Genomic DNA, 26,881 nt, shown 5'->3' on the forward strand with positions numbered 1-26,881 from the left:
CCGCTATGGCTTAGCCGCGTAGCTCGTTGGCGCGGCGAAAGCGCCCTTCATAATCAAACACCTTTTCCCGCACCTGCCAGTACTGGCCTTTTTTGCGCGCCACGACAAAATCAGGGTGGCGTAACAGCGCCTGCCGGGCGAGGATATCGGCGGCGACAATCCAGCGTAATGGCACGCCGGGCGTACGGGTGTGCGGGCGGATAAAGAGCTGCTCAAAAGCGGTACGCTGAGCAGGGGTATGCAGGCGGTAGCGTTCGCTGACATCTGCGCCATCTTCATCGTAGTAGGTAATTTTTAACCACTCGCCTTTGTCATCCGCGCCGTGCTGTAAGTCCATTCCGCTACAGCGAAGGACCAGCGCGTCTTTGAGTTTCAGCGCCGCTTTAAGCATATCGTCCGGATCGACCAGAATGGTGTCGCAGGTCCGGCAACGACGGGCAGCAATGTCGTTTTCCGCATTACACTGGGGGCAATTTTTAAAACGGAAACGATAGTCACACTGTTCCCGCTGGCCGTCATCGTCCTCAAACCAGCCCTGACAGCGGCGGCCAAAATGTTCGATTAAGGTGCCATCTGCCGTGGTTTTCCCCCAAAAGGTATTGGCAAAGCCGCAGGCCGGGCAAAACACCTGCACAGGTACGTTATCGCTTTTTCCTTTCGGCGCACCGACTTCCGGCGCGTAAAGATCGTGCGGATTTCCGGCGTAGTCGAGGATGAGACAATCGGTCTTGCCGGGAAACAGCCGCAGGCCGCGCCCGACGATTTGCTGATACAGGCTGACGGATTCCGTCGGGCGCAGGATGGCAATCAAATCCACATGCGGCGCGTCAAAGCCAGTCGTGAGCACCGACACGTTCACCAGGTAGCGAAAGCGTTGCGCTTTAAACGCCTCAATCAACTCATCACGCTGTGGACCTGGCGTTTCGCCGGTAATCAGTGCTGCTTCGCCCGCAGGCAACAGCCCGGTAATTTCATGGGCATGTTCTACGGTCGCGGCAAAAATCATCACGCCTTTGCGGCTTTCTGAGAACTCAACAATCTGGCTGATGATGTGCGGCGTGACGCGCTGCTGTTTTTTCAGTTCACGGTTCAGATCCGCTTCGCTGAACAGGCCATTACTCTGCGCCTGCAGGCGGCTGAAATCGTACTGCACCACGGGCATATCCAGCCGTTCCGGTGGTGTCAGATAGCCATGCTTGATCATGTAACGCAGCGGCAACTCATAAATGCAGTCGCGGAACAGCGCTTTTTCATCGCCCCGGACCATACCGTGATAATGAAAACGGTAGATCCAGCCTTTCCCGAGACGAAAAGGGGTCGCGGTGAGTCCAAGCAAACGTACGCGGGGATTCACTTTGCGCAAGTGCTGTAAAATTTGCTGGTATTGGCTTTCGCCATCGTCGCTGATGCGGTGGCACTCATCGACAATCAGCAGTGAAAACTCACCCTGAAAATGGTCAAGGTTACGGGCAACGGACTGTACGCTGCCGAAAACCACTTTGCCCTCACTCTGTTTACTCTTGAGGCCCGCAGCGTAGATATCCGCCTCCAGACCCAGAGCGAGGTATTTCGCATGGTTTTGCGCGACCAGTTCTTTAACGTGCGCGAGCACCAGTACGCGCCCACGCGCCACCCTTGCCAGTTCGGCAATGACCAGGCTTTTGCCTGCGCCTGTAGGCAGGACAATCACCGCAGGTTCATCGTGATGGCGAAAGTGGGCGAGGGTAGCGTCTACCGCTTCGCGTTGATAAGGGCGTAAGGTAAAAGTCATGCTCTTCATGGTGTGACAACATCATGTCACAAGTATGCCACGAATCTTTCCCTTGAGCGGCGTAGAATGACCGCTATACTGACAGGCGTAAATCACCTGAGTCTTCTTAAGGACGAAAGTCCTGCTTCCAGCACCATACAGGCAAAACAACTTCATGCGACTTGATAAGTTTATCGCTCAGCAACTCGGCGTAAGCCGTGCTATTGCCGGACGTCAAATCCGCGCCAGCCACATTACCGTAGACGGCGAAATTGTCAGAGATGCCGCGTTCAAATTGCTCCCGCAACACGAGGTGGAGTATGAGGGCAACGCGCTGGTTCAACAAACCGGCCCTCGCTATTTCATGCTCAATAAACCGCAGGGCTATGTTTGCTCAACGGACGATCCCGACCATCCGACGGTACTCTATTTTCTGGATGAGCCTGTAGCGCACAAACTCCATGCTGCGGGGCGCCTGGATATCGATACTACCGGGCTGGTCCTGATGACCGACGATGGGCAGTGGTCGCACCGTATTACCTCACCGCGCCATCACTGCGAGAAAACCTATCTGGTCGACCTGGAATCGCCAGTGGCGCAAGACACTGCGGAACGCTTTGCCAAAGGTGTCCAGTTACATAATGAGAAAGACCTGACCCAACCGGCTCAGCTCGAGGTGATCACGCCGACGCAGGTACGCTTAACTATCAGCGAGGGGCGCTATCATCAGGTAAAACGTATGTTTGCCGCCGTGGGCAACCACGTTGTCGGTCTGCATCGTGAACGTATCGGCGCGATTACCCTCGACGACGATCTGGCGCCGGGAGAGTACCGCGCACTGACAGAAGAAGAGATTGCCAGCGTCGGTTTGCCTGCGCGTTAACGTAGAGGAGCTTTTCGTGACCAACAGGCCACACTCATCACTGAGCATTGTGATTATTCTTGGCCTGCTGGCCATGTTGATGCCGTTATCTATTGATATGTATCTGCCCGCGCTCCCGGTAATTGCCGGGCAGTTTGGCGTACCGGCGGGCAGCGCGCAAATGACGTTAAGCACCTACATTCTGGGCTTTGCGTTGGGGCAACTGCTTTATGGCCCTATGGCGGACAGCATCGGGCGTAAGCCGGTTATCCTTGGCGGTACGCTGATTTTCGCCGCGGCGGCCGTGGCCTGCGCGCTGGCACAGAGTATCGATCAACTGATTACCATGCGCTTCTTTCATGGTCTCGCGGCAGCCGCAGCCAGCGTGGTGATTAATGCCCTGATGCGCGATATTTATCCGCGCGAAGAGTTTTCGCGGATGATGTCGTTTGTCATGCTGGTGACCACCATTGCGCCGTTGCTTGCCCCGATGATCGGCGGCGCGGTGCTGGTTTGGTTTAGCTGGCATATGATCTTCTGGATCCTGGCGGTAGCGGGCTTGCTGGTTTCGGTGATGATTGCGTTCTTTATACGTGAAACGCTTCCGCCAGAACGTCGGCAGCCGTTCCATCTGCGCACGACCGTCGGCAATTTTGCCTCTCTGTTTCGTCATAAACGCGTGCTCAGCTATATGCTGGCAAGCGGCTTTAGCTTTGCCGGAATGTTCTCTTTTCTGAGCGCCGGGCCGTTTGTCTATATTGAAATCAACCATGTTTCGCCACAGGATTTTGGCTACTACTTCGCGCTAAATATTGTGTTCCTGTTCCTGATGACCATCATCAATGGACGTTTCGTCCGCCGTGTGGGCGCATTAAAGATGTTCCGTGGTGGGCTGTGGGTTCAGTTTGTGATGGCGCTATGGATGGTTATCACGGCACTGCTTGGCGTAGGTTTCTGGTCACTGGTGGTGGGCGTGGCCGCCTTTGTCGGCTGTGTTTCGCTGGTGTCGTCGAACGCGATGGCGGTTATTCTTGATGAGTTTCCCCATATGGCAGGCACCGCCTCCTCGCTGGCCGGTACGTTCCGCTTTGGTATTGGCGCAATTGTCGGCACGCTGCTTTCTATGTCGGCGTTCAACTCCGCATGGCCAATGATTTGGTCCATCACCTTTTGCGCAACCAGTTCCATTCTCTTCTATCTCTACGCCAGTCGCGGCAAAAAACAGGCGTAACCTTTCAACAGAAGGGGGCAGAAATGCTCCCTTTTTTGATGCACATCAACCAAACCTGACATACATTCGGACGTGTTTGTTTATTTTATGTAAAATCCGTTTGTGTAAAAAGTCACATCCTTGTAGTAAAATAAGTTGAGTTAGATCTCATAAACGGGTACATATAGCCGAAAAAAGGGCCGGGGTTCATCAATAAAAACCTGATAAATGAACCGTTAACCCGCACAGATCGCGGTGTCTTACGTTTTATGTGTCGCTGACGAGACGGTTTGTCAATAATGTGTTAATATTAATGTGAAATATTTGTGAAGTAATTGGTACTTCCGGGGACAGAAAGTGAATACATTACAACTCTCCATCATCCACCGTTTACCCCAGAGCTATCGCTGGCTTGACGGTTTTGCAGGCGCCAGGGTTGAACCGATTCCGCAAAATGACGATGACGCGGAAGGGAGTCTTGTGGCGCTGAAGTTATTGAGTCCGGATGGCGATAGCGCCTGGCCGGTTATGCACAAGCTGAGTCAGGCACTGAGTGACATCGCAGTAGATTGTTCCGTTGTGGAATGCGAAGGTGAACCTTGTCTGTTCGTGAACTGTCAGGATGAGTTTGCAGCGACCTGCCGCCTGAAAAACTTTGGCGTCGCGATCGCTGAACCCTTCACCACTCAGAACCCTTTCTGAGCGTCAGCTTAATGATAAAAGCTGACGCGTGTAGTCCTGCTGCGGCGCGCTAAACACGCGGTGACACTCTCCCTGCTCAACCACCTCTCCCTGTTTCAGCACAATCACCTGATGGCATAACGCGCGTACCACCTGCAAATCATGACTGATAAAAATATAAGCCAGATGGTGCGTCTGCTGGAGCGATTTCAGTAAGGCGAGGATCTGCGCCTGTACTGTGCGATCAAGAGAGGAGGTGGGTTCATCCAGTATGATCAGCTCCGGTTTCAGTATCAGTGCCCGGGCAATGGCAATACGCTGGCGCTGACCGCCAGAAAACTCACCCGGGAAACGTCGGCGGGTTTCCGGATCCAGACCAACCTCGTTCATAACTCTGATGACCTCTGCCTCCCGCGCTTCGCGCGTCAACGTCGGCTGATGCACCAGTAATCCCTCTTCGATAATCTGCTGCACGTTCAGTCGTGGATTCAGCGAAGAGTTCGGATCCTGAAATACCACCTGGATGCGGTGGCGCACCGGTAGCATCTGTTTGCGATTCCATGCGTGAAGGGGGCTATCGCCAAAGGTAATGGTGCCCTGCGAGGCAATCAGGCGCAGCAGCGCCAGCCCGGTGGTACTCTTCCCGGAGCCAGACTCCCCAACCAGCCCCAGCGTTTCCCCTGCGCGCAGGGTGAAGCTGATGTTATTGACCACCCGGTTTTCGCCCACCACGCGTTTAAAGATACCTTTGCGGATCGGAAAACTGACGCCGAGATTTTCGACGCGCAGCAGTGGCGGTGTCTCCGGGGCCAGAGGAACCGGGTCTCCTGCGGGCTCGCTGTTCAACAGGCGCTGGGTATAAGGGTGCGTTGGCGCGGCAAACAGGGCGCTGGCGCTGTTCTGCTCGACGCACAGACCGTTTTGCATCACGGCAACGTTATCTGCCAGTTTGCGCACAATACTCAGGTTGTGCGTGATAAACAGAAGCCCCATGTTCAGCTCCTGACGCAGTTCGCGCAGCAGCGTCAGGATTTGCGCCTGCACCGTCACATCCAGCGCGGTGGTGGGTTCGTCCGCAATCAATAATTCCGGACGAGTGAGCAGCGCCATGGCAATCATCACGCGCTGGCGTTCGCCGCCAGAAAGCTGGTGGGGGAAATCCCCCAGACGCTGACGGGCATTGCGGATACCCACCCGGTCAAGACAGGTCAGGATCTCGGCGCGGGCGGCCTCCCGGCGCATCCCCCGGTGGAGCGATAAGACCTCGTAGAGCTGCTTTTCCACGCTATGCAGTGGATTGAGCGACACCATCGGTTCCTGAAAAATCATCGCAATTTTATTGCCGCGCACCTGGCGCAAGGTTTTCTCGCTGGCATGCAGCAGGCTTTCGCCATGAAAGAGGATATCGCCCTGCGGATAGACAGCGGGTGGCGTGGGGAGCAGGCGAAGGATCGACAATGCGCTCACGCTTTTACCCGAGCCGGATTCGCCGACCAGCGCCAGTGTTTCGCCCGCCTCAATTTGCAGCGAAAGCGAATCCACCACCGTGCGTTGTGTCTCCTGCTGACGAAAAGCGATAGACAGGGAATCAATGCGTAACAGGGGAGGGGTCATCTTATACCGCCTTGTTGGGATCGAAGGCGTCGCGCACCGCTTCACCAATAAAAATTAACAGTGACAGTAAGACCGCCACAGATAAAAACGCCGCGATACCCAGCCAGGGCGCCTGCAGATTATTCTTCCCTTGCAGTAATAATTCGCCAAGCGACGGTGAACCCAGTGGCAAACCGAAGCCGAGGAAATCCAGCGAGGTCAGGGTGGAAATCGAGCTGCATAAAATAAACGGCAGGAAGGTCAGCGTGGCGACCATCGCATTGGGCAGCATATGACGCAGCATAATGCTGCGGTCGTTCACCCCCAGCGCCTGCGCCGCACGGATGTAGTCGAAATTTCGCGTGCGCAGAAACTCAGCGCGCACCACGCCCACCAGACTCATCCAGCCGAACAGTACCGTAATGGCCAGCAACCACCAGAATCCAGGCTGTACGACGCTGGAGAGCAGAATAATCAGGAACAGCGTTGGCATGCCTGACCAGACCTCAATAAAGCGCTGGCCCCACAGATCGATTTTCCCGCCGTAATAGCCCTGTAGTGCGCCTGCGAGCACGCCGATAACGCAGGAGCAGAGCGTCAACATTAAGCCAAACAGCAATGAGATACGCGTCCCGTAGAGAATACGCGCCAGCACATCCCCGCCGTTGGCATCGGTACCTAACCAGTTCTGCTTTGAGGGCGGCGAGGGGAAAGGCTGAGTGGTGGAGTAGTTGATACTGCGCGCGCCAAAGCGGATCGGGGCATGAATCATCCAGCCATGCTGAGCGATTTGCTGCTGCAGCCAGGGATCCTGATAATCCGCAGGCGTGGCAAACGGACCGCCAAATTCGCTCTCGCTATAGTTGAAAATCACCGGCGCGTACCAGTGACCCTGGTAACGCACCAGCAGCGGTTTATCGTTGGCGATCAGTTCGGCAAACAGGCTGAATAAAAAAATCAGCAGAAAAATCCACAGCGACCAAAAACCGCGGCGATTATGGCGAAAACGCGCCCAGCGAGTCTGGTTGACGTAGCTTAATTTAAACATCAGCGTCCCTCGAAATCGATGCGCGGGTCGACCAGCGTATAAGTCATGTCGCTGAGAATATTCAGCAACAGGCCGATAAGCGTGAAAATATAAAGCGTGCCAAACATCACCGGATAATCGCGCGAGACGGTGGCCTCGTAGCCCAGCAGCCCCAGCCCATTAAGCGAGAAGATCACTTCAATGAGCAGTGAGCCGGTAAAAAACATGCTGATAAAGGTGGCAGGAAAGCCTGCGATCACCAGTAACATCGCGTTACGAAACACATGCTTGCGCATAATATTGCCTTCGCTGACGCCTTTTGCGCGCGCGGTCACCACATACTGCTTTCTGATCTCATCCATAAAGGAGTTTTTCGTCAGCATGGTCAGGGCCGCAAAGCCGCCAATGACGGTTGCCAGCACGGGCAGGGTGATGTGCCACAGGTAGTCGGTTACCTTAGCGTACCAGGGCAGGGTATCGAAGTTCGACGAAACCAGCCCACGCAGCGGGAAGATATCGTAGTAGCTGCCGCCCGCAAAAAAGACGATCAGCAAAATAGCGAACAGAAATGCGGGGATCGCGTAGCCGATAATAATAAAAGCGCTGCTCCAGACGTCGAACCGGCTGCCGTTATAGACCGCTTTGCGGATCCCCAGGGGAATCGACACAAGATAGATAATCAGCGTCCCCCATAGCCCAAGCGTGACGGAAACCGGCAGGCTCTCTTTGATCAGTTGTAGCACTGAGGCGCTGCGAAACAGGCTATTGCCGAAGTCGAAACGGACATAGTCCCAGAGCATTTTGAAATAACGCTCATGAATCGGTTTGTCGAAGCCGTAGCGTTTGGTGATTTCAGCAATCACTTCCGGATCAAGCCCACGCCCGCCACGATAGTGGCTGTCATTACTGGTAGCGCTACCGACACCGGTTCGGGCGTGTGTGGCACCGCCACCTTCGACCGTCGTTCCCGGTAAACCACTCTGGTTACCGAACTCAATCGCCGCAATGGCCTGATCGACCGGCCCTCCCGGGGCAATCTGTACGATGAAAAAGTTAATGGTGATAATCGCCCACAAGGTGGGAATGATCAGCAATAAGCGTCGAATAAAATAGGCGCCCATCCTGTCTCCTTAGCGTCTGTCTGCGGGCAGTTTTGCCGCTTTGTTCACGTCATACCACCAGGTGTCGAAACCGAGTGAATAGACGGGGCGAATGCCTGGCATCGAGAACTTGTCCCAGTAGGCCACCTGATCGGCTGCCATATACCACATAGGCAACATGTAGTAATTCCAGGTCAGCACCCGGTCGAGCGCCCGCCCCAGCGGCAGCAGTTTTTGCTTATCTCCCTGCGCCTGGATAATTTGCGCGATCAGTTTATCCAGTATCGGGCTTTTCACGCCGGGGGAGTTATAGGTTGAATCGATGTATTGCGAACTCCAGGAGATTTGCAGATCGGAACTGGGCCACGGCATTGCCCGCCACACGCGCGGCATCATGTCGTAATCGCGGGTGCGCAGACGATTGGTTATCTGCGAGTTATCGACCTGGCGGACTTCCATCGTAATACCCAGCCGCGCCAGGTTGTGCTGAAACGGCAACACCCACTGGTTGTTCCCACCAGAAGGCAGCAGCATCTCGAAAACGAACGGTTTACCGGTCTGGGAGTTCACCAGCTTCTGGTCTTTCATTTCCCAGCCTGCCTGCTTGAGTAGCTCACTCGCTTTCAGCAGGTTCTCCCGGTCATAGCCGTCGCCTTTGGAGACGGGTGGAGTATAAATAGAGGTGAAAACCTCCGGCGGCAGGTCGGCTTTCATCGGCGCCAGTAGCGTCAGCTCCGCGGCATCCGGATAATTGCGTGCGGCATATTCCGTGTTCTGGAAATAGCTGTTGGTGCGGCTGTAGGCGTTATAAAACAGCGCCTTGTTCATCCACTCAAAATCAAAAGCCAGCGAGACAGCTTCACGTACCCGACGGTCGGTAAACACTGGTCGCTGGATATTGAATGCCAGCCAACGGGTATCCTGCGCGGAGGTGTTTGGCTGCTCATCTTTAATGATATAGCCACGGTCAAAATTGCTGCCGATATAGCGCGTCGCCCAGTTTTTTGCACTGCCCTCGGTGCGCATATCGAACGCGCCAGCTTTAAAGGCCTCAAAGGCGACATTGTCGTCCAGGTAATAGTCATAGCGAATACTGTCGAAATTCCAGCGCCCGCGATTGACCGGCAGTGTCGCCCCCCAGTAGTCCTTCACGCGCGAGTAGGTCACGTACTGTCCCATCCGCCAACTGGTGATGCGATAAGGGCCGCTCCCGAGGGGAGGGGACGATAGCGGGTCGCTGAGTTTATGATCTTTCCAGAATTTCTCAGGCATAACCGGCAGTGAGAAGAGGCTAAGCATGTTCTCTTTGCCCGGTTCACCCAGTTCGATACGCACGGTTAACGGGGAGATCGCTTTTACCGTGGTGCCTTTATAGATCAGGCGGAACTGCGGCACCCCTTCGGTCATGAATTTATGGAAGGTGAATGCCACATCGCTGGCCCGAATAGGTGAGCCGTCGTGGAAGGTGGCGCGCGGATTGATCGAGACCTCGACCCATGAATAATCATCGGCGTAGCGGGCCACCTCAGCAATCAGCGGATAGTAGCTGCCCGGTTCATCATCAGAGGTGGTAAACAGGCTGTCATAGAGCGACTCGGTGCGCACGGCGGCGTTACCGCGCAGTGCAAAGCGGTTGAAGCTATCGAACGTACCGATATAGGAAAGCGTAATATTGCCGCCTTTAGGCGCAGCGGGATTCACATAGTCAAAATGTGAGAAATTGATGGCATATTTGGGCTCGCCGATAACGGCAAACGCGTAATTCTCTTTAATGGTTTGCGCATGGCTAACGGTGCCTACCAGCAGCAAACTCAAAATAAACAGGCGCACAAACTTCATCGGGCGGGATCCTTTACCTGTGGCGCTCCGGGCGCACCAACGTTTTCTCATTGAATAATAAGGGAGGGGGCGCCCGTTGTGAAATAGTTAACGGCCTAAAGTCGTGATGAAAACTGCGGGGGATGCCACATTGTGAATTGCTCAAGTGTCATTGGGCGGCTGAAATAGTAACCCTGCATAAAATTAACGCCATGTTCCCGTAGCCAGCGAGCCTGCTCTGGTGTTTCGACGCCTTCTGCCACGGTGGCCATATTCAGACGTTTCGCCAGCGTCAGCACTGCATCAAGCACCGGTGACGTGACGGTTTCAGTACCAATGGCATTCACAAAGCCACGATCAATTTTAAGATAATCAACGGTGAAACGTTCAAGATAGATAAGTGCGCTGTGACCGGTGCCGAAATCATCAATGGCAATTTCATAACCTTCATCACGCAGCCACTGGAATAATTTCACCGCCTCATTCTGGCGCAACATATCCCGCTCGGTGATTTCCAGCACCAGGCGGAAATAGTCGGCCGGAAGGGAATGGGTAAACTGGCGAATATCCCTGGCAAAACTTTCAACATGCAAATGGCCGGGCGAGATATTAATACCCAGTTTGGCCCCGTGTGGCAGCAGTGTTTGCAAGACTGGCGCATCGTGGGCAATAAGCTTAAACAGGTGCAGCGTCAGCGGCACGATTAGCTGTTGCGCCTCGGCATACTGGATAAACGCATCTGGTGGGATCTCGCCGGCAGTGGGGTGCTTCCAGCGCATCAGCACCTCGACACCGCGCACCCGTAATTCACTGGCATCAATCACTGGCTGGTACACCACATAAAACTGATTCTGTTTAATGGCGGTAAGGATCTCTTTGCCTGGACGCATTCGGATATAGAGATACCAGGCCGTCAGTAAACCCGCAAGCGTGCCCACCATGCCGCCAAACAACAGGGCAAGCTGTACGTCTTCGGGTTCCCAGGTTTCGGTATAAAGATTAATGGTCAGCGGAAAGCCAGCAAGATGCGCTGTGCGAAACGGTGTGGCTTTCAGGGTACGTAGATCAACAAGACCCGTCGAAAAAGTGGAGATCGCGTTGTGGCCGATCCCGAGTGCAATACCAGTCAGTTCTTGTTGCTGTGAGGTATACAGCAGGAAAGGGGTGAGGTTGACATTGAGAGATACGAAAACGCCACGGTCATCAAGCAAGGGGCTGCGGAACCACATTGCAATCGCAGGTTTGTCCGGCAACATTGGCGTGCCGTGCAAAATGACCATATCAAAGTCTTTGTGCAGATCAATTTCCGGCAGGAGATCCTTCATCGGTACGTGCATCACGCCCGTAGCGGAAGAACAAAATGCGTTATCGTTTTTGACTAATAAAAATGCGCGAACATTGGTGCTAAAAGCGGCGCGCGAGGTCAGCTCACTGGCGACATCAACGCACTCATTGAGCGTTAGCGGCTGGAGCGTCTCAGCGGTGGTTTTGATATCGCTAAAATAGTCTGTGAGCCAGTGCTGCATGCCCGCGAGTACGGCATTCATCTTTTGCTCATGTTTCTTCTGAACAACTAAAAAATGAATCCCGCTAACGGCAATAGCCGCGAAGAGACCGACCAGAAGGCTAAACAGAAGAATTTTCCGGCTGGCGGAAAAGTTGCGGGTCAACATCACTTATATCCATATCTGGCGAGTTTGAGCGAAAAAAAGCCAGGCGATTGCTCTATTTGATTTCCTGGAATATAGCCTGGAAAGTGTTAATGAGACATATAAACAGGCAAGAAAAATAGGTATAAAAAAACACCGCCGAAGCAGTGTTCTTTTATCGTTTCGCGCCAGCCAAGGGATAACCGGCGAAAACATGCGTTAGCTGCGGGACAATATGCGGCGCGCTTCGTTGTAGCGCTTCTTCCAGTAAGGTTCATCCATACTGGAAATCACCACACCACTACTTGTCGAAGCATGGACAAACTGGTTATTGCCAATGTAGATGCCTACATGGCGACCCGTTGACCCTGCTCTGAACAACACCAGGTCACCGGTACGCAAACTGGTGCGTGATACCGACTTACCCATTTCCTGCTGTTCGTAGGTTGAACGCGGTAATTCTAAACCAAACTGCTCACGGAAAGTGCGCTGGACGAAGCCGGAACAATCAATACCTTTCTTGGTGTCGCCGCCTAAGCGGTAACGTACACCTTTCCAGTCAGCATATTGATCGAGGATGCGATTTTTCACATCCAGATTACGCACCATATTTTCAAATTCATCCTGAGAGGCTTGCAGTGAAGAGATATCTTCGCCCACAGCATGCGTCTCAGAATGCATGTTTTTCGCGGTATTTGTTGAACAAGCTGATAACAGAACCGCCACTGCTACCGCGGGAATCGCCCGCAAGATATATCTCAAAATCGGCTGAGATTTGACCATGTTAATTATTTTCCCTTGAAGTCCTTAACGATAAATATCGTTATAAAAAATGCCAACGCAGCGAGAGTAATTAGCTGTATGCAATGAGACAATTACCCGTGGTCAAATCTGTGGATGAACGCACAAATTTATTTGTTATGAGAATAATTGCTCATTAGCTCAAAGCAGACCCGAGATTACCCTATCACTACGGGCATTGCGAGCGCTTTTCTGCGATTTTTTATAAGAAATTATGATACAGAAAGTTAATTATCAGGAATGGCTAAAAAAGCGGCAATTTAGGTTAAGAATCATGCAAATCGCTAATTTGAATAGTGATTGTTATGACAGGGGGATGACAGAAAAGGCGAAGTTTTGACAAATTTGCATCAGGGATCGAAAACGATCCCTGATGATTAGCGTACATCCATGTAATTAAATTGTATAAAAGTTGTTTATTTTCCCGGTAGGTAACGATTAAACAGGCTAATTATTTTGTCGCTAAGTGGTGTCATCAGACACCACGGCAGGCCAATCAGCACCACAGAAAGAGAGCCAACAGCAATATCGGTAAACCAGTGGGCGCCAATCATCACGCGTGGGAATGCGAAAACCACAAAAATAATCAGGGCAATGGCGAACGCTTTTTTACCGAAATAACGCAGCATGATAGAGGAAAAAATAAGCAACATCATGCCATGATCGCCCGGGAAACTGTCTTTGGAGGCATCCTTGGTCGGGAAATCCAGTAATTCACTGACCCGATGAATGCCGCTAAAAAAGAGTGTCGGACTTTCGCGTTTAACGGGAATAAGCAATTGCGCGAGCTGATTAATAGCCACCGCAAACAGCAACATAGTCAGGCCAATAATGACGATCCGGCGACGTCCGGCGCTGTCTTCACGCAACCAGAACGACAGCATCAGGCAACCCATGGCAATGAGCGAGCAGGCGTCAAAGGCGCGGTTGTTGGTCAGCGCGACCAGCCACAGGAAGGCACGGTTCTCAACGAGGCCGTTATTGAAGAAGTGGAAAATTGCCGCGTCCAGCGGAAACCAGAATCCATGATTAACCGGTAAATACCAGGACAGGAACAGCGCAAAACCAGCGACATTAAGCAAAAAAATAAGCGGTAAACGAGTCTTCATCTTTATCCATTTTTGAACAATACGGGCAAAACAGTAGTGTCCTTAACTTAAACGAAGCTTCAACAAACTGGCCTGCAAGGCATTCCAGTCCGCTTCGGAGGCGGTAATTAATTCAATACGGCTGTCCGGCGGCGCGACATTTTGCGTCTCAATATGCAGATCCAGCCCCTGGCGATTAATACGCACCAGCCCTTCGGGAATACGCATTACACCCTTGACGCGTTCGACTGGCGCAAGGCGCGCCCACTCAAGTAAACCAATGGTGTCAAACTGCGTATCTGCGTCAAAAATCCAACCGCACGCATGATGACCCTGGCCACTATTCAGGCTGCGTCGCCAGCGTTGATGTTCAGGCAAGCTTAACGCCGCTAGTCCTTTTCTTTCGCCGGTGTGGTGATGATGTTCGGCACTGGTGGGAAGTGCGCGCAGATTGCGGCGTGGGTTATCCAGCAGCGACACGGGAATATTTCCCTGTGTGGCGTTGATACGCAGACGGTCGCCGCCATGTTGCTGCCACCATACTTCCAGTGCCTGTTGGCTCTCGACGCTGGCGCGGTCTTCTTTATTAGCGACAATGATGTCAGCCGCCGCAAGCTGGTCGCGGAAGTTTTCATTACCCGTCACTTTTTCGTCCAGCAACTGACGTGGGTCGATAAGGCACAAGGTCGCGCGCAAATCGATCCAGGGTTCATAGACCGGGGCAGTGAGCATATCGAGAATCTGTTTTGGATGGCCCAGGCCGGTAGGCTCAATCAGTAAACGATCGGGTTTACCCTGACGTAATAGCGTATTAAGGCCAACCTGCATTGGCAGGCCGTTCACGCAGCACATGCATCCGCCGGGGATCTCTTTTAATAAGGCCCCGCTGTCCGCCAGTAACGCGCCATCAATGCCCACTTCGCCAAATTCATTGACCAGAACGGCCCATTTTTCGTTGGGGTCTTTATTTGCCAGCATATGGAGAATGGACGTCGTCTTCCCGCTGCCAAGAAAGCCAGTAATCAGATTTGTTTTCGTCACGTTTACTCCAGCATTACGCACAATAATAAGTGCGACAATCCTGGCGAAAATTGGCAAAAAAGAGAAGGGCAGGAGCGGAGAAAGCACTTTCCGCCCCTTTTAATGGCAGAAAATGTTAAATCTGCAGGGCATTACGCACCGCCTGGTGCGCCCCTTGCGTGCGCAACTGTTGCCATGCACTGTCGATGGCATTCACAAAACGCGGGTCGGTGGGTAAATCAGTACCGAAGATTTCACTGAGCGCCAGCAACGCCCCAACGCGCTCCCTTTCACTGCTGGTCTCGACGATAGCCCGTAACTTATCGACCAGAGGATCGCGCACATCAATGGCCTCGCCTGCGTCATCCGTTCCGCTGACATAGCGCATCCAGCCTGCCACGCCGAGTGCCAGCAACGGCCAGTGGCTTTCACGCTGTAAATGCACGCGAACGCTATCCAGCATACGCTGCGGCAGTTTCTGGCTACCGTCCATCGCTATCTGCCAGGTGCGATGTTTAAGCGCCGGGTTAGAAAAACGGGCAATCAGATTGTCTGCATATTCGTTGAGGTCCACGCCGGTAATAGCAAGCGTAGGGGCCTGTTCACCTAGCATCAACTGATGTGCGGCACGGCGAAAAACCTCATCCTGCATACAATCGCTGATATGGGCAAACCCGGCCAGATACCCCAGGTACGCGAGGAACGAATGGCTACCGTTCAGCATACGCAGCTTCATCTGTTCCCACGGGCGAACGTCTTGTACCAGTTGCACCCCTGCCACTTCCCATTGCGGACGACCGGCAACAAAGTTGTCTTCAATGACCCACTGAATATAAGGCTCGCAACTGATGGCACAGGGATCGGCAACCCCCAATTCAGCGGCAATTTCCGCCAGGGATTCGTCAGTAGCGGCCGGCACGATACGGTCCACCATGGTAGAGGGGAAACTGACATGCGTGTCAATCCACTGCGACAGCTCGGAGGAACGGGTCTGCGCCATACCCAGTACCGCGTTTTTCACGATGTGACCATTATCCGGAATATTGTCGCAAGACAGCACCGTAAAGGCGGGCAGGCCGCGCTCACGTCGACGGGCGAGCGCTTCAACCAGAATGCCTGGTGCGGAATGCGGTTCGCCAGGCTCCTGCAGATCATGGGCAATGCGCGGTTGAGTGAGGTCCAGTTTGCCGGTTGCCGGGTCGATGCAATAGCCTTTCTCGGTGATGGTCAGGGAAACAATGGCTACCTGCGGTTCGCAAAATTTTTCAATAATGGCCGCCAGTGAGTCCAGTTTGGCATTCAGACATTCGTTAACCGCGCCAACAACGTAGGCTTTATTCCCTTCAGCCCCTTTCTCCAGCACGGTGTACAGATGATCCTGCGCGCGCAACTGCGCCATAAGCTGGTCGCCGCTGAACAGGCTAATCTCGCATATGCCCCAGTCGCCCCCCAGCGCGTTCAGCACACGGTCAGTCAATAGTGCCTGATGCGCGCGGTGAAAGGCGCCAAAACCGAAGTGAACAATGCGCGAACGCAATGAACGGCGATCATATTGAGGTAACTGCACCGTTTCTGGCAGCGTTACGGAGGCAATTGTTTGCATTGAAATACACCTGTTTAACCATTAATTAACAATATGCAGTGTAAAGTTATATGACAGCAAATTGAATTGGTGTGCCTGAAATATCCGGGTAATGTGAGCTGGATCAATCATTCTTGCGGCGGCGTTTGACCCTCTCCGTTAAACATGTATGGTAGTCGTCATAGGCTTTGCGGTATTGGTATAACAACTTTGAGGATGAGGCGATGGAACAAACCTGGCGTTGGTACGGACCGAACGATCCGGTTTCATTAGATGATGTGCGTCAGGCTGGCGCAACAGGTGTTGTGACGGCACTGCACCATATTCCCAACGGTCAGGTCTGGCCGGTAGAAGAAATCAAACAGCGTCAGGCATTGCTGGCTGAAAAAGGGCTGACCTGGTCGGTGGTGGAAAGTATTCCTGTGCATGAAGATATCAAAACGCACAGTGGACAGTATGACACCTGGATTGCTAACTATCAGCAAAGCATCCGCAATCTGGCAGCCTGTGGCATCGATACCGTGTGCTACAACTTTATGCCGATCCTCGACTGGACGCGTACCGATCTGGAATACGAACTGCCGGACGGCTCCAAAGCGCTGCGTTTTGATCAGATTGCTTTTGCTGCGTTTGAACTTTATATCCTCAAACGCGACGGCGCGCAGGCTGATTACACCGAAGAAGAACAGCAGCAGGCGCAGGCCTATTTTGAAGCGATGAGCGCAGCGGAAATTGAAAAACTGACGCGCAATATTATCGCTGGTCTGCCGGGTGCGGAAGAGGGGTACACGCTGGATCAGTTCCGTGCCCGTCTGGCGGAATACGATGGCATCAACAAAGATCAGTTGCGCGAAAATATGGCTTATTTCCTGCGCGCGATTGTTGCCGTGGCTGAAGAAGTCGGCGTGCGTCTGGCGGTGCACCCGGACGATCCGCCGCGTCCCATCCTTGGCCTGCCGCGTATTGTCTCGACCATTGAGGACATGCACTGGCTGAAAAACGCGGTCGACAGCATCAATAACGGTTTCACCATGTGCACGGGTTCCTATGGTGTACGCGCCGATAACGATCTGGTGAACATGATTGAGACGTTCGGCGACCGTATTCACTTCACGCACCTGCGTTCTACCTGCCGTGAAGATAACCCGAAAACGTTCCATGAAGCTGCGCACCTGCAGGGCGATGTGGATATGGTTTCGGTTGTGGCGGCGATCCTGAGTGAAGAGCAACGCCGCAAGAAAGCCGGCGACCTGCGCCCGATTCCGTTCCGTCCGGATCACGGTCATCAGATGCTCGATGACCTGCGTAAGAAAACCAACCCAGGCTATTCGGCGATTGGTCGTCTGAAAGGGATGGCGGAAGTGCGTGGCGTGGAACTGGCGCTTAAGAAAATGCTGTTCCGCGACCTGTTGTAATCCGCTAGCTTCGCTCTGAAATAAAAAAAGGACAGTTTTCACTGTCCTTTTTTACTTTTACTGGCTGGCTTAGTCCGCACGGCCCATATAACGGCTTTCTTCAATATGAATGCGGATTTTCTCGCCGGTGGTCAGGTATTCCGGAACCTGAATCACCAGACCCGTGCTCATGGTTGCCGGTTTGGTACGTGAACTGGCTGACGCGCCTTTGATGCCCGGTGCGGTTTCAACAATTTCCAGATCAACGGTCTGCGGCAATTCCAGCGCCAGCAGTTGGCCATCCCAGGTCAGCACCTGCATATCCGGCATCCCGCCTTCCGGGATAAACAGCAGTTCTTCTTCGATCTGCTCTTTTGTGAAGGTGTACGGCGTGTAATCTTCTTTATCCATAAACACGTATTCGTTGCCATCAACATAGGAGAAGTCAACGAAACGGCGGGTCAGGGTCACGGTATCGACGATATCGTCACCTTTGAAACGTTCTTCGACTTTCAGGCCGGTGCGCACATCGGAGAAACGCATTTTATAGAGGGTTGCGGCGCCGCGGGCGCTCGGTGACTGAATATCAATATTCTTTACAATCAGCAGTTTGCCGTTGTAGTTCAGCACCATACCTTTCTTGATTTCGTTCGCTCTTGGCATCAGTGGGATCCTGTAAATTAAAAATAACGAAAATATCGCGACAAAGTACCCGCGAGGGCCTTTACAGGCAAGTGGAATCGCTGAGTTTTGCGTTTGACGGGGAAAACAGGTAGTTTGGCGGCCAGCCCAACAGAGAGTCGTGATTATGGAATGCCGTACGGATTGCGGAGCGTGCTGTATCGCCCCTTCGATTTCAAGTCCTATCCCCGGTATGCCACAGGGCAAGCCGGCCAACACGCGTTGTATCCAACTGGCGGATGACAACACGTGTAAAATTTTCGGCTCCCCGCGACGTCCAGCGGTCTGCGCCAGCCTGCAACCGAGCGCTGGCATGTGTTTCAGCGATCGAAAGGCGGCCATGACTTTCCTGATTAATCTGGAAGCCGCGACCACACCTTAAGGCGACTGCGCGCTGTACTGATATTTCGCTTCATGCTCTATTAATCATTTCTTGCGCACAATACCGCCGCCGTAGCCGGTCATTGCACCGTCCTTGCCGGGGATCCGGTGGCAGGGGATGACAATCGCAATACGATAATGAACAGATGGTGTTGTTCGTCAGCAAGGCGCTGGCGGATGGCGTTCAGTAGTGATGCAAATTCAGCAGAATCCTGCAACACCCGCTTTCCTTGCTGAACGCGGCTGTCTTCCAGGTCAATGCCTGCGACACCGAGTTCAGCCAGCGCGAGCAGGTTGTCGATAATCTGCCCATGACTTTCACCATAGCCATACTCCATATCAACGGTCAGCGGCAGAGGGCAGCAAGCCCGTAAACGGACGAGCAGGTGGTGGAGTACTGCAAAGGTGATGCCGTCGCCATCGTCATAGCCATACATCGCGGCAATGACGGCACTGGAGGTGCCCATTGCCTGGTAACCCGCGGCCTGTGCGGTTCTGGCCAGACATTTGCTATCAGTAACGGGCCGTCTTGTCGGTGTAAAAGGGCAAAATTCATCATCACAATCCTCTGTTGAATGGCCGCTTATCGGTACCGATAAGGCGTGACGGGCAACAACCGAAAAACGGACAGGTATTTTTCCCCCTCTCTTTTTTGCTCACAAAAACGGAACAACATTTCAACGATACTGCTGTGCTGATGGGTGCTGAATGTGACCTAAAAAGACGGTCAGCTTTGTTCAGCAAAAATGGGATGCCAGGGAGTGAAATGTGCAGTAGATCGTAATTTTGCAATCAAAAACGAGACTTTTCTTGATTGCTGAAGCGGAAAAGTCAAGACTTCTCGAAACGTTTCAGCGTCATCTTGTTTTCAACACATTTCAGGGTGGCGCATTATTTCTCAAGTTAGCTGAAACGATTCAGTTCAGCAGGAGAGGATTTACATGTTCCAGTTATCCGTTCAGGACATCCATCCGGGCCAGCAGGCCGGGACGAAAGAAGAGGCGATTCGTCAGATTGCTGCCGCACTGGCAGAAGCAGGCAACGTCGCCGGTGGTTATGTTGATGGCATGCTGGCGCGTGAGCAGCAGACGTCGACGTTCCTTGGCAACGGGATCGCCATTCCTCACGGGACGACTGATACCCGCGACCAGGTATTGAAAACCGGTGTCAAAGTGTTCCAGTTCCCGCAAGGCATTCTCTGGGGGGAAGGCCAGGTCGCCTATGTGGCTATCGGTATTGCCGCCAGTTCTGATGAACACCTGGGCCTGCTGCGTCAGCTAACCCACGTCCTGAGCGATGATTCCGTTGCTGCACAACTGCAATCGGCGACCACAGCAGAAGAACTGCGTGCGTTGCTGATGGGTGAACAGCAAGTGGCGTCGCTGAAACTGGATAACGATACCCTGAGCCTTGACGTTGTCGCCAGCGACCTCGTGACGCTGCAGGCGCTGAACGCTGCGCGGCTGAAAGAAGCGGGCGCGGTTGATGCTGTCTATGTGGCACGCGCGATTAACGAACAACCGCTGAATCTCGGTCAGGGGATCTGGCTGAACGACAGCGCACAGGGCAACCTGGCGAGCGCGGTGGCTGTCAGCCGTACTGCAAAAGCATTTGATGTGAACGGTGAAAGCGTTGCGCTGCTGGTCAGCGTAGCAATGGCTGATGACCAGCCGGTTGCCGTGCTCAAACGTCTGAGCAATCTGCTGCTCGACAATAAAGCTGACCGTCTTCTGAGCGCAGATGCCGCTACCCTGCTGGCACTGTTGACCAGCGATGACGCTATTGCTGACAACCTGCTGACCGCCGAGTTTGTTGTACGCAACGAACATGGCCTTCATGCCCGTCCGGGCACCATGCTGGTCAATACCATCAAACAATTTAATAGCGAAGTGACTGTCGCTAACCTCGACGGTACCGGTAAATCCGCCAATGGTCGTAGCCTGATGAAAGTGGTCGCGCTGGGCGTGAAGAAAGGTCACCGTCTGCGCTTCACCGCACAGGGCGATGATGCTGAACAGGCGCTGAAAGCGATTGGCGAAGCCATCGCTGCCGGTCTGGGGGAGGGCGCATAATGAGCAGACGTGTCGCTACTATTACCCTTAACCCTGCCTATGATCTGGTCGGGTATACCCCGGAAATTGAACGCGGTGAAGTGAACCTGGTTCGCACTACCGGCCTGCATGCTGCGGGTAAAGGTATCAACGTGGCGAAAGTGCTGAAAGATCTGGGCATCGACGTGACCGTCGGCGGCTTCCTGGGTAAAGACAACCAGGACGGTTTCCAGCAATTGTTCAGCGAACTGGGTATTGCTAACCGCTTCCAGATTGTTCAGGGCCGTACCCGTATCAACGTGAAGTTGACGGAAAAAGACAGCGAAGTCACTGACTTCAACTTCTCCGGCTTCGAAGTGACGCCGGCAGACTGGGAACGTTTTGTTGCAGACTCTCTGACCTGGCTGGGTCAGTTCGACATGGTGTGTGTCAGCGGCAGCTTGCCATCGGGTGTGAGCCCGGAAGCCTTTACCGACTGGATGACGCGCCTGCGCAGCCAGTGCCCATGCATCATTTTCGACAGCAGCCGCGATGCGCTGGTTGCTGGTCTGAAAGCTGCGCCGTGGCTGGTTAAACCTAACCGTCGCGAACTCGAAATTTGGGCTGGTCGCAAATTACCGGAATTGAAAGATGTGATCGACGCGGCGCATGCGCTTCGTGAACAAGGAATTGCCCATGTGGTTATTTCACTGGGCGCGGAAGGGGCGTTGTGGGTTAACGCTTCGGGCGAATGGATCGCCAAACCGCCGTCAATGGAGGTGGTAAGCACCGTTGGCGCAGGGGATTCAATGGTTGGCGGTCTGATTTATGGCCTGTTAATGCGAGAGTCCAGTGAACATACGTTGCGCCTGGCCACTGCCGTGGCAGCACTGGCCGTTAGCCAGAGCAATGTAGGTATTACCGATCGTACCCAGTTAGCCGCGATGATGGCGCGTGTTGACTTAAAACCCTTTAACTAACAGCAGGAGAGCATAATGAAAACGCTGCTGATAATTGATTCTGAACTCGGTCAAGCTCGCGCATATATGGCGAAAAGCCTGTTAGGCGCAGCGGCACAAAAAGCGAATTTGCAGTTTATCGACAACCCCGGTGAAGCTGAACTGGCGATCGTTCTGGGCTCCCGCGTGCCGGCTGACAACGCGCTGAGCGGCAAGAAAGTCTGGTTGGGCGACATCAATCGCGCTGTGGCGCATCCGGAACTGTTTTTAAGTGAAGCAAAGAACCACGCTTCTCCGTACGCAGCTCCGGCGGCGGCACCTGTGACGTCCAACAGTGGTCCGAAACGTATCGTGGCTATCACCGCCTGCCCGACGGGTGTTGCGCACACCTTTATGGCGGCAGAGGCCATTGAAACCGAAGCGAAAAAACGCGGCTGGTGGGTGAAAGTGGAAACACGCGGCTCTGTTGGCGCGGGTAACGCCATCACGCCGGAAGAAGTGGCGCAAGCCGATCTGGTGATCGTCGCCGCTGACATCGAAGTGGATCTGGCGAAATTCGCTGGCAAACCGATGTATCGCACGACTACAGGCCTGGCACTGAAGAAAACGGCGCAGGAATTAGACAAAGCGCAAGCCGAAGCGAAAACGTATCAGCCGAGCGGCGGTACGCAAGCTGCGAGCAGTGAAGGTAAAAAAGAGAGTGCGGGCGCCTATCGCCACCTGCTGACCGGTGTTTCTTACATGCTGCCGATGGTTGTTGCCGGTGGTCTGTGTATCGCACTGTCCTTTGCCTTCGGTATTACCGCATTTAAAACGCCGGATACGCTGGCTGCCGCGCTGATGCAAATCGGTGGTGGGTCTGCGTTTGCTCTGATGGTGCCGGTGCTGGCCGGGTACATTGCCTTCTCCATCGCTGACCGTCCGGGTCTGACGCCGGGTCTTATTGGCGGTATGCTGGCAGTAAGTACCGGCTCTGGCTTTATCGGCGGTATTATTGCCGGTTTCCTTGCGGGTTATCTGGCGAAAGCCATCAGTAAAGGCGTTAAGTTGCCGCCAAGCATGGAAGCGCTGAAACCGATCCTGATCATTCCGCTGTTCTCAAGCCTGATTGTTGGTCTGGCGATGATCTACCTTATCGGTAAACCGGTTGCGGGTATCCTTGCAGGTCTGACGTCATGGCTGCAATCCATGGGTACGGCGAATGCTGTCCTGCTGGGTGCAATCCTCGGTGGCATGATGTGTACCGACATGGGGGGTCCGGTGAACAAAGCGGCCTACGCCTTTGGTGTTGGTCTGTTGAGTACGCAGACTTACGCACCGATGGCCGCCATCATGGCTGCCGGTATGGTGCCGCCGCTGGCGATGGGTCTGGCGACCATTGTTGCCCGTAAGAAATTCGATAAAGGGCAGCAGGAAGGGGGCAAAGCGGCGCTGGTTCTGGGCCTGTGCTTCATCTCCGAAGGTGCGATTCCGTTCGCGGCACGTGACCCGATGCGTGTTCTGCCATGCTGTATCGCCGGTGGCGCGCTGACGGGGGCTATCTCCATGGCGATTGGCGCGAAACTGATGGCACCGCACGGTGGCCTGTTCGTTCTGCTGATTCCAGGTGCAATCACCCCGGTTGTGGGTTATCTGCTCTCTATCGTGGCAGGTACCCTGCTGGCAGGTCTGGTCTATGCGTTCCTGAAACGTCCGGAAACCGAAGCTGTTGCCAAAGCCGCATAATATGATTGACTGAGTCATAAAGGGGCCGGGAAACCGGCCCTTTTTTTATTCCCCGCCTTCTGTGCCCCGCATCTCATTTCTGTAACGTGTTTTAATCTCAATCCCTATAAATTTGTGATGACCTTCATATCTATTCACCTTCGCTCGTGGGGGCGTATTTACTTTACGCAAATTCGGCTTACGATAAACACATGTTCAAAAATAAACATGTGCTCTAATAAGGTTTCGCAACCAGACGATAAACGAATTGTTGTCTCGACGATCTCATTAATATGGCATTTCTTGCCAGAGGGCGTTTTATGCGTAAAAAGGATTATATAATCACTATTGGTTCCGCCAATATGGACGTGGCGGGCTATTCACATGGTGTATTGAATTACGCGGATTCCAACCCGGGGAAAATAAAATTCACGCCGGGCGGTGTGGGGCGTAATATTTCACAGAATCTTGCATTGCTGGGAACTGAGTCATGGCTACTCACCGTGGTGGGCGATGATTTTTATGGCCAGTCTCTCTTAAATCAAACCAGTCAGTCCGGTGTCCGAATAGAAAAATGTCTTATTGTTGCAGGTGAAAATACATCGAGTTATTTATCGCTCCTGGATAATACTGGCGAAATGCTGGTAGCCATTAACGATATGAATATTACCGATCATTTGTCTGCGGATTTCCTGGCAAAACATATCGATTTTATTCGCAACGCCAGCGTAATTGTTGCCGACTGCAATATCAGTGAAGACGCGCTCGCCTGGCTGCTGACACATGCGGGAGATACGCCTGTTTTCATCGACCCGGTATCCGCCTGGAAATGCGTCAAAATACGCGACTGGCTGGGACAGATTCATACGCTGAAACCCAACCGCCTTGAGGCCGAAACGCTCAGTGGCATTACGCTTTCCGGGCGCGACGATGTAGGAAAGGTTGCCGAATGGTTTCATGCTCGCGGTCTGCGACGGCTGGTACTGAGCATGGGCGGCGACGGCGTTTATTACAGCGAGCGCGATGGCGTAAGTGGGTGGTCACCTCCGATTAAAACCCAGGTCGTTAATGTCACCGGGGCGGGTGACGCCATGATGGCGGGTCTGGCGGCCTGTTGGGTAGAAGGTTTTTCATTTATCGATTCGGTCCGTTTTGCGCAAGGGTGTTCGTCTATGGCTCTGGCGTCCGAATATACCAATAATCCTGACTTATCTTTTTCAAAAGTCACATCGCTAGTGGAGAAACAAGATGTCTGAATTAACGATTTCCCCTGAATTACTGCATATCTCTGCGGAAGTAAAAGAAGCGCTCGAAAATAATAAACCGGTTGTAGCGCTGGAATCGACAATTATTTCTCACGGTATGCCCTTCCCGCAAAATGCGCAAACGGCAATTGAAGTCGAAGAGACTATTCGTAAGCACGGTGCGGTGCCGGCAACTATCGCCATTATTAAAGGCGTCATGAAAGTTGGTCTGACGAAAGAGGAAATTGAATTATTAGGCCGTGAAGGGCACAGCGTCGCAAAAGTCAGTCGCCGGGATTTACCTTTTGTGGTCGCCGCTGGATTAAATGGTGCAACCACGGTGGCATCCACCATGATTATTGCCGCGCTGGCCGGTATTAAAGTTTTTGCGACCGGGGGCATTGGCGGCGTTCACCGTGGCGCCGAACATACATTTGATATTTCCGCTGATTTGCAGGAGCTGGCGCACACTAATGTCACGGTCGTTTGCGCAGGGGCGAAATCTATTCTCGACCTCGGCCTGACCACCGAATATCTCGAAACCTTCGGTGTACCGTTAATTGGTTATCAGACCAAATCATTGCCGGCGTTTTTCTGCCGTACCAGCCCGTTTGAAGTCAGTATTCGTCTGGACAGCGCAAAAGAGATCGCGCGTGCCATGGCGGTGAAGTGGCAAACCGGCCTTAACGGTGGCCTGGTGGTAGCAAACCCGATTCCTGAACAGTTTGCGATGGCGGAAGAGAAAATCAACGCCGCTATTGATCGGGCGGTAAAAGAGGCCGAAGAGCAGGGCGTGGTCGGTAAAGAGAGCACGCCGTTCCTGCTGGCTCGTGTAGCCGAGCTAACCGGCGGCGATAGCCTGAAATCAAACATTCAGCTGGTATTCAACAACGCCGTGCTGGCATGTGAAATCGCAAAAGAGTACCAACGTCTCGCATAAACCGGGCGCGGGCAGTGAGCGGTCGCCCGCAGGGATATCAGACATACCAAAACCTGGCGTTTACGCCGGGTTTCCTGGCATGAAGGGAAAATCATTATGGATATAATGAGAAGTTTTCTGGGTATGGTGGTATTACTGGCCATCGCTTTTCTGCTGTCAGTAAATAAAAAACGCATTAGTTTACGCACGGTTGGCGCGGCGCTGCTGCTGCAAATCGCTATCGGCGGGATCATGCTCTATTTCCCGCCGGGCAAATGGCTGGTTGAGCAGGCGGCGCTGGGCGTACATAAAGTGATGTCCTACAGCGACGCGGGCAGCGCCTTTATCTTTGGGTCGCTGGTCGGGCCGAAAATGGATGTGCTGTTTGACGGCGCCGGGTTTATTTTTGCCTTCCGTGTGCTGCCTGCAATCATCTTCGTTACCGCCTTAATCAGCCTGCTTTACTATATTGGCGTGATGGGGCTGTTGATCCGCATTCTGGGTGGGATTTTCCAGAAAGCGCTTAAGATCAGCAAAATCGAATCCTTTGTCGCCGTGACCACGATTTTCCTCGGGCAGAATGAAATCCCGGCTATCGTGAAGCCGTTTATTCATAAGCTCAATCGCAACGAACTGTTTACCGCTATCTGTAGCGGGATGGCGTCAATTGCCGGGTCGATGATGATCGGCTACGCCGGAATGGGGGTGCCGATTGATTACCTGCTGGCCGCGTCACTCATGGCAATTCCGGGCGGGATCCTGTTTGCCCGTATGCTGAGCCCTGCCACCGAAAACTCACAGGTCACGTTTGAAAATCTCTCGTTTACCGAAACACCGCCAAAAAGCATTATCGAAGCGGCGGCAAGCGGCGCGATGACCGGGCTAAAAATTGCCGCCGGTGTGGCGACGGTGGTGATGGCATTTGTGGCGATCATCGCGCTGCTGAACGGCATTATTGGCGGTGTGGGCGGCTGGTTCGGTTTCGGCAACGCGACGCTTGAAGGGATCTTTGGTTATGCGCTGGCACCGCTGGCGTGGATCATGGGCGTGGACTGGCACGATGCAACCCTGGCTGGCAGCCTGATCGGGCAGAAACTGGCGATCAATGAGTTCGTTGCCTATCTCAATTTCTCCCCTTATCTGCAAGCGGGCGGCACGCTGGATGTCAAAACCATCGCCATTATTTCGTTTGCGCTGTGTGGGTTTGCCAACTTCGGTTCCATTGGCGTGGTGGTTGGCGCGTTTTCCGCGATTGCTCCCCAACGCGCGCCGGAAATCGCCCAGCTTGGGATGCGGGCGCTGGCGGCGGCAACGCTCTCTAACCTGATGAGTGCCACCATCGCCGGGTTCTTTATCGGTCTTGCCTGAGTCGACGGCACGCCAGTGTC

General features: G+C 53.5%; 22 protein-coding genes and 2 pseudogenes. 11 read left to right on the plus strand and 13 right to left on the minus strand.

What is annotated here, in order from left to right:
• Positions 1 to 10: 10 nt before the first annotated feature.
• Complete coding sequence (locus tag C5523_RS08540) at positions 11 to 1,771, minus strand: DEAD/DEAH box helicase (RefSeq protein WP_108700937.1); 1,761 nt, start codon at positions 1,769 to 1,771, stop codon at positions 11 to 13.
• Between the two features lie 154 nt (positions 1,772 to 1,925).
• Between C5523_RS08540 and rsuA the strand changes: the two genes are divergently transcribed.
• The 3 genes from rsuA to C5523_RS08555 all read left to right on the plus strand — a co-directional run bounded on the left by rsuA (position 1,926) and on the right by C5523_RS08555 (position 4,524).
• Positions 1,926 to 2,633, plus strand: a complete 708-nt coding sequence (gene rsuA, locus C5523_RS08545; RefSeq protein WP_039079941.1) for a 16S rRNA pseudouridine(516) synthase RsuA — start codon at positions 1,926 to 1,928, stop codon at positions 2,631 to 2,633.
• A gap of 16 nt (positions 2,634 to 2,649) precedes the next feature.
• Positions 2,650 to 3,843 (plus strand): Bcr/CflA family multidrug efflux MFS transporter, encoded by a 1,194-nt coding sequence (locus C5523_RS08550; protein ID WP_071195672.1) that lies wholly within the window; start codon positions 2,650 to 2,652, stop codon positions 3,841 to 3,843.
• Positions 3,844 to 4,179: 336 nt separating this feature from the next.
• Positions 4,180 to 4,524 (plus strand): YejG family protein, encoded by a 345-nt coding sequence (locus C5523_RS08555; RefSeq protein WP_039079943.1) that lies wholly within the window; start codon positions 4,180 to 4,182, stop codon positions 4,522 to 4,524.
• 3 nt (positions 4,525 to 4,527) lie between these two features.
• Here the strand turns inward: C5523_RS08555 and yejF are convergent, their stop codons facing one another.
• The 9 genes from yejF to C5523_RS08605 form a co-directional block, all read right to left on the minus strand.
• Entirely contained in the window at positions 4,528 to 6,117 is a 1,590-nt protein-coding gene (gene yejF / locus C5523_RS08560) for a microcin C ABC transporter ATP-binding protein YejF (protein ID WP_108700938.1), read from the minus strand.
• 1 nt (position 6,118) lies between these two features.
• Positions 6,119 to 7,144: a microcin C ABC transporter permease gene (locus C5523_RS08565; RefSeq protein ID WP_039079945.1), complete on the minus strand. Its 1,026-nt coding sequence runs from the start codon at positions 7,142 to 7,144 to the stop codon at positions 6,119 to 6,121.
• Positions 7,144 to 8,244 (minus strand): microcin C ABC transporter permease YejB, encoded by a 1,101-nt coding sequence (locus C5523_RS08570; RefSeq protein ID WP_039079946.1) that lies wholly within the window; start codon positions 8,242 to 8,244, stop codon positions 7,144 to 7,146. Before C5523_RS08570 ends, C5523_RS08565 begins: the two co-directional genes overlap by 1 nt.
• A 9-nt stretch (positions 8,245 to 8,253) precedes the next feature.
• Positions 8,254 to 10,062, minus strand: a complete 1,809-nt coding sequence (locus tag C5523_RS08575) for an extracellular solute-binding protein (protein ID WP_071195675.1) — start codon at positions 10,060 to 10,062, stop codon at positions 8,254 to 8,256.
• Positions 10,063 to 10,157: 95 nt separating this feature from the next.
• Positions 10,158 to 11,714: a cyclic di-GMP phosphodiesterase gene (locus tag C5523_RS08580; RefSeq protein WP_108700939.1), complete on the minus strand. Its 1,557-nt coding sequence runs from the start codon at positions 11,712 to 11,714 to the stop codon at positions 10,158 to 10,160.
• A gap of 195 nt (positions 11,715 to 11,909) precedes the next feature.
• Positions 11,910 to 12,473: a bifunctional murein DD-endopeptidase/murein LD-carboxypeptidase gene (mepS, locus tag C5523_RS08585; protein ID WP_039079949.1), complete on the minus strand. Its 564-nt coding sequence runs from the start codon at positions 12,471 to 12,473 to the stop codon at positions 11,910 to 11,912.
• A gap of 434 nt (positions 12,474 to 12,907) precedes the next feature.
• Positions 12,908 to 13,600: a phosphatase PAP2 family protein gene (locus C5523_RS08595; RefSeq protein WP_039079950.1), complete on the minus strand. Its 693-nt coding sequence runs from the start codon at positions 13,598 to 13,600 to the stop codon at positions 12,908 to 12,910.
• Positions 13,601 to 13,642: 42 nt separating this feature from the next.
• Positions 13,643 to 14,620 (minus strand): GTP-binding protein, encoded by a 978-nt coding sequence (locus C5523_RS08600; protein ID WP_108702303.1) that lies wholly within the window; start codon positions 14,618 to 14,620, stop codon positions 13,643 to 13,645.
• 115 nt (positions 14,621 to 14,735) lie between these two features.
• A complete protein-coding gene (locus tag C5523_RS08605) occupies positions 14,736 to 16,202 on the minus strand; it encodes a mannitol dehydrogenase family protein (RefSeq protein WP_108700940.1) in 1,467 nt (488 codons plus the stop codon).
• 203 nt (positions 16,203 to 16,405) lie between these two features.
• On the opposite strand from C5523_RS08605, the gene uxuA reads away from it, so the two are divergent.
• Positions 16,406 to 17,596, plus strand: coding sequence for a mannonate dehydratase (gene uxuA, locus C5523_RS08610; RefSeq protein WP_108700941.1), 1,191 nt, complete (start codon positions 16,406 to 16,408; stop codon positions 17,594 to 17,596).
• A 69-nt stretch (positions 17,597 to 17,665) separates the two neighbouring features.
• Here uxuA and yeiP read toward each other — a convergent pair whose 3' ends face one another.
• Positions 17,666 to 18,238 (minus strand): elongation factor P-like protein YeiP, encoded by a 573-nt coding sequence (gene yeiP, locus C5523_RS08615; RefSeq protein ID WP_039079953.1) that lies wholly within the window; start codon positions 18,236 to 18,238, stop codon positions 17,666 to 17,668.
• A 145-nt stretch (positions 18,239 to 18,383) separates the two neighbouring features.
• Between yeiP and C5523_RS08620 the strand changes: the two genes are divergently transcribed.
• Complete coding sequence (locus C5523_RS08620; protein WP_108700942.1) at positions 18,384 to 18,638, plus strand: YkgJ family cysteine cluster protein; 255 nt, start codon at positions 18,384 to 18,386, stop codon at positions 18,636 to 18,638.
• A 44-nt stretch (positions 18,639 to 18,682) separates the two neighbouring features.
• On the opposite strand, the pseudogene C5523_RS08625 reads toward C5523_RS08620, so the two are convergent.
• Both C5523_RS08625 and C5523_RS27660 read right to left on the minus strand, forming a co-directional pair.
• Positions 18,683 to 18,772, minus strand: a pseudogene (locus C5523_RS08625) (MGMT family protein); the annotation flags it as partial.
• A 59-nt stretch (positions 18,773 to 18,831) separates the two neighbouring features.
• A pseudogene (locus tag C5523_RS27660) lies at positions 18,832 to 19,104 on the minus strand (isocitrate lyase/phosphoenolpyruvate mutase family protein); the annotation flags it as partial.
• Between the two features lie 474 nt (positions 19,105 to 19,578).
• Here C5523_RS27660 and fruB point away from each other — a divergent pair.
• From fruB to C5523_RS08660, 6 genes are all read left to right on the plus strand, one after another.
• Entirely contained in the window at positions 19,579 to 20,709 is a 1,131-nt protein-coding gene (fruB, locus tag C5523_RS08635; RefSeq protein WP_108700944.1) for a fused PTS fructose transporter subunit IIA/HPr protein, read from the plus strand.
• The gene (gene fruK, locus C5523_RS08640) at positions 20,709 to 21,647 is read left to right on the plus strand and encodes a 1-phosphofructokinase (RefSeq protein ID WP_039079956.1); all 939 of its coding nucleotides are present in this window, start codon (positions 20,709 to 20,711) and stop codon (positions 21,645 to 21,647) included. The genes fruB and fruK overlap by 1 nt, the downstream gene beginning before the upstream one ends.
• 15 nt (positions 21,648 to 21,662) lie before the next feature.
• Entirely contained in the window at positions 21,663 to 23,351 is a 1,689-nt protein-coding gene (fruA, locus tag C5523_RS08645; RefSeq protein WP_108700945.1) for a PTS fructose transporter subunit IIBC, read from the plus strand.
• Between the two features lie 299 nt (positions 23,352 to 23,650).
• Positions 23,651 to 24,586, plus strand: coding sequence for a pseudouridine kinase (locus C5523_RS08650; RefSeq protein ID WP_108700946.1), 936 nt, complete (start codon positions 23,651 to 23,653; stop codon positions 24,584 to 24,586).
• Positions 24,579 to 25,514: a pseudouridine-5'-phosphate glycosidase gene (locus C5523_RS08655; RefSeq protein ID WP_039079959.1), complete on the plus strand. Its 936-nt coding sequence runs from the start codon at positions 24,579 to 24,581 to the stop codon at positions 25,512 to 25,514. Before C5523_RS08650 ends, C5523_RS08655 begins: the two co-directional genes overlap by 8 nt.
• Positions 25,515 to 25,610: 96 nt before the next feature.
• Positions 25,611 to 26,861 (plus strand): NupC/NupG family nucleoside CNT transporter, encoded by a 1,251-nt coding sequence (locus C5523_RS08660; protein WP_108700947.1) that lies wholly within the window; start codon positions 25,611 to 25,613, stop codon positions 26,859 to 26,861.
• The last annotated feature ends 20 nt before the right edge of the window (positions 26,862 to 26,881 follow it).

Origin of the sequence: Phytobacter sp. SCO41 (assembly GCF_003073275.1) — a bacterium.
In the GTDB taxonomy this organism is placed as follows: domain Bacteria; phylum Pseudomonadota; class Gammaproteobacteria; order Enterobacterales; family Enterobacteriaceae; genus Phytobacter; species Phytobacter diazotrophicus.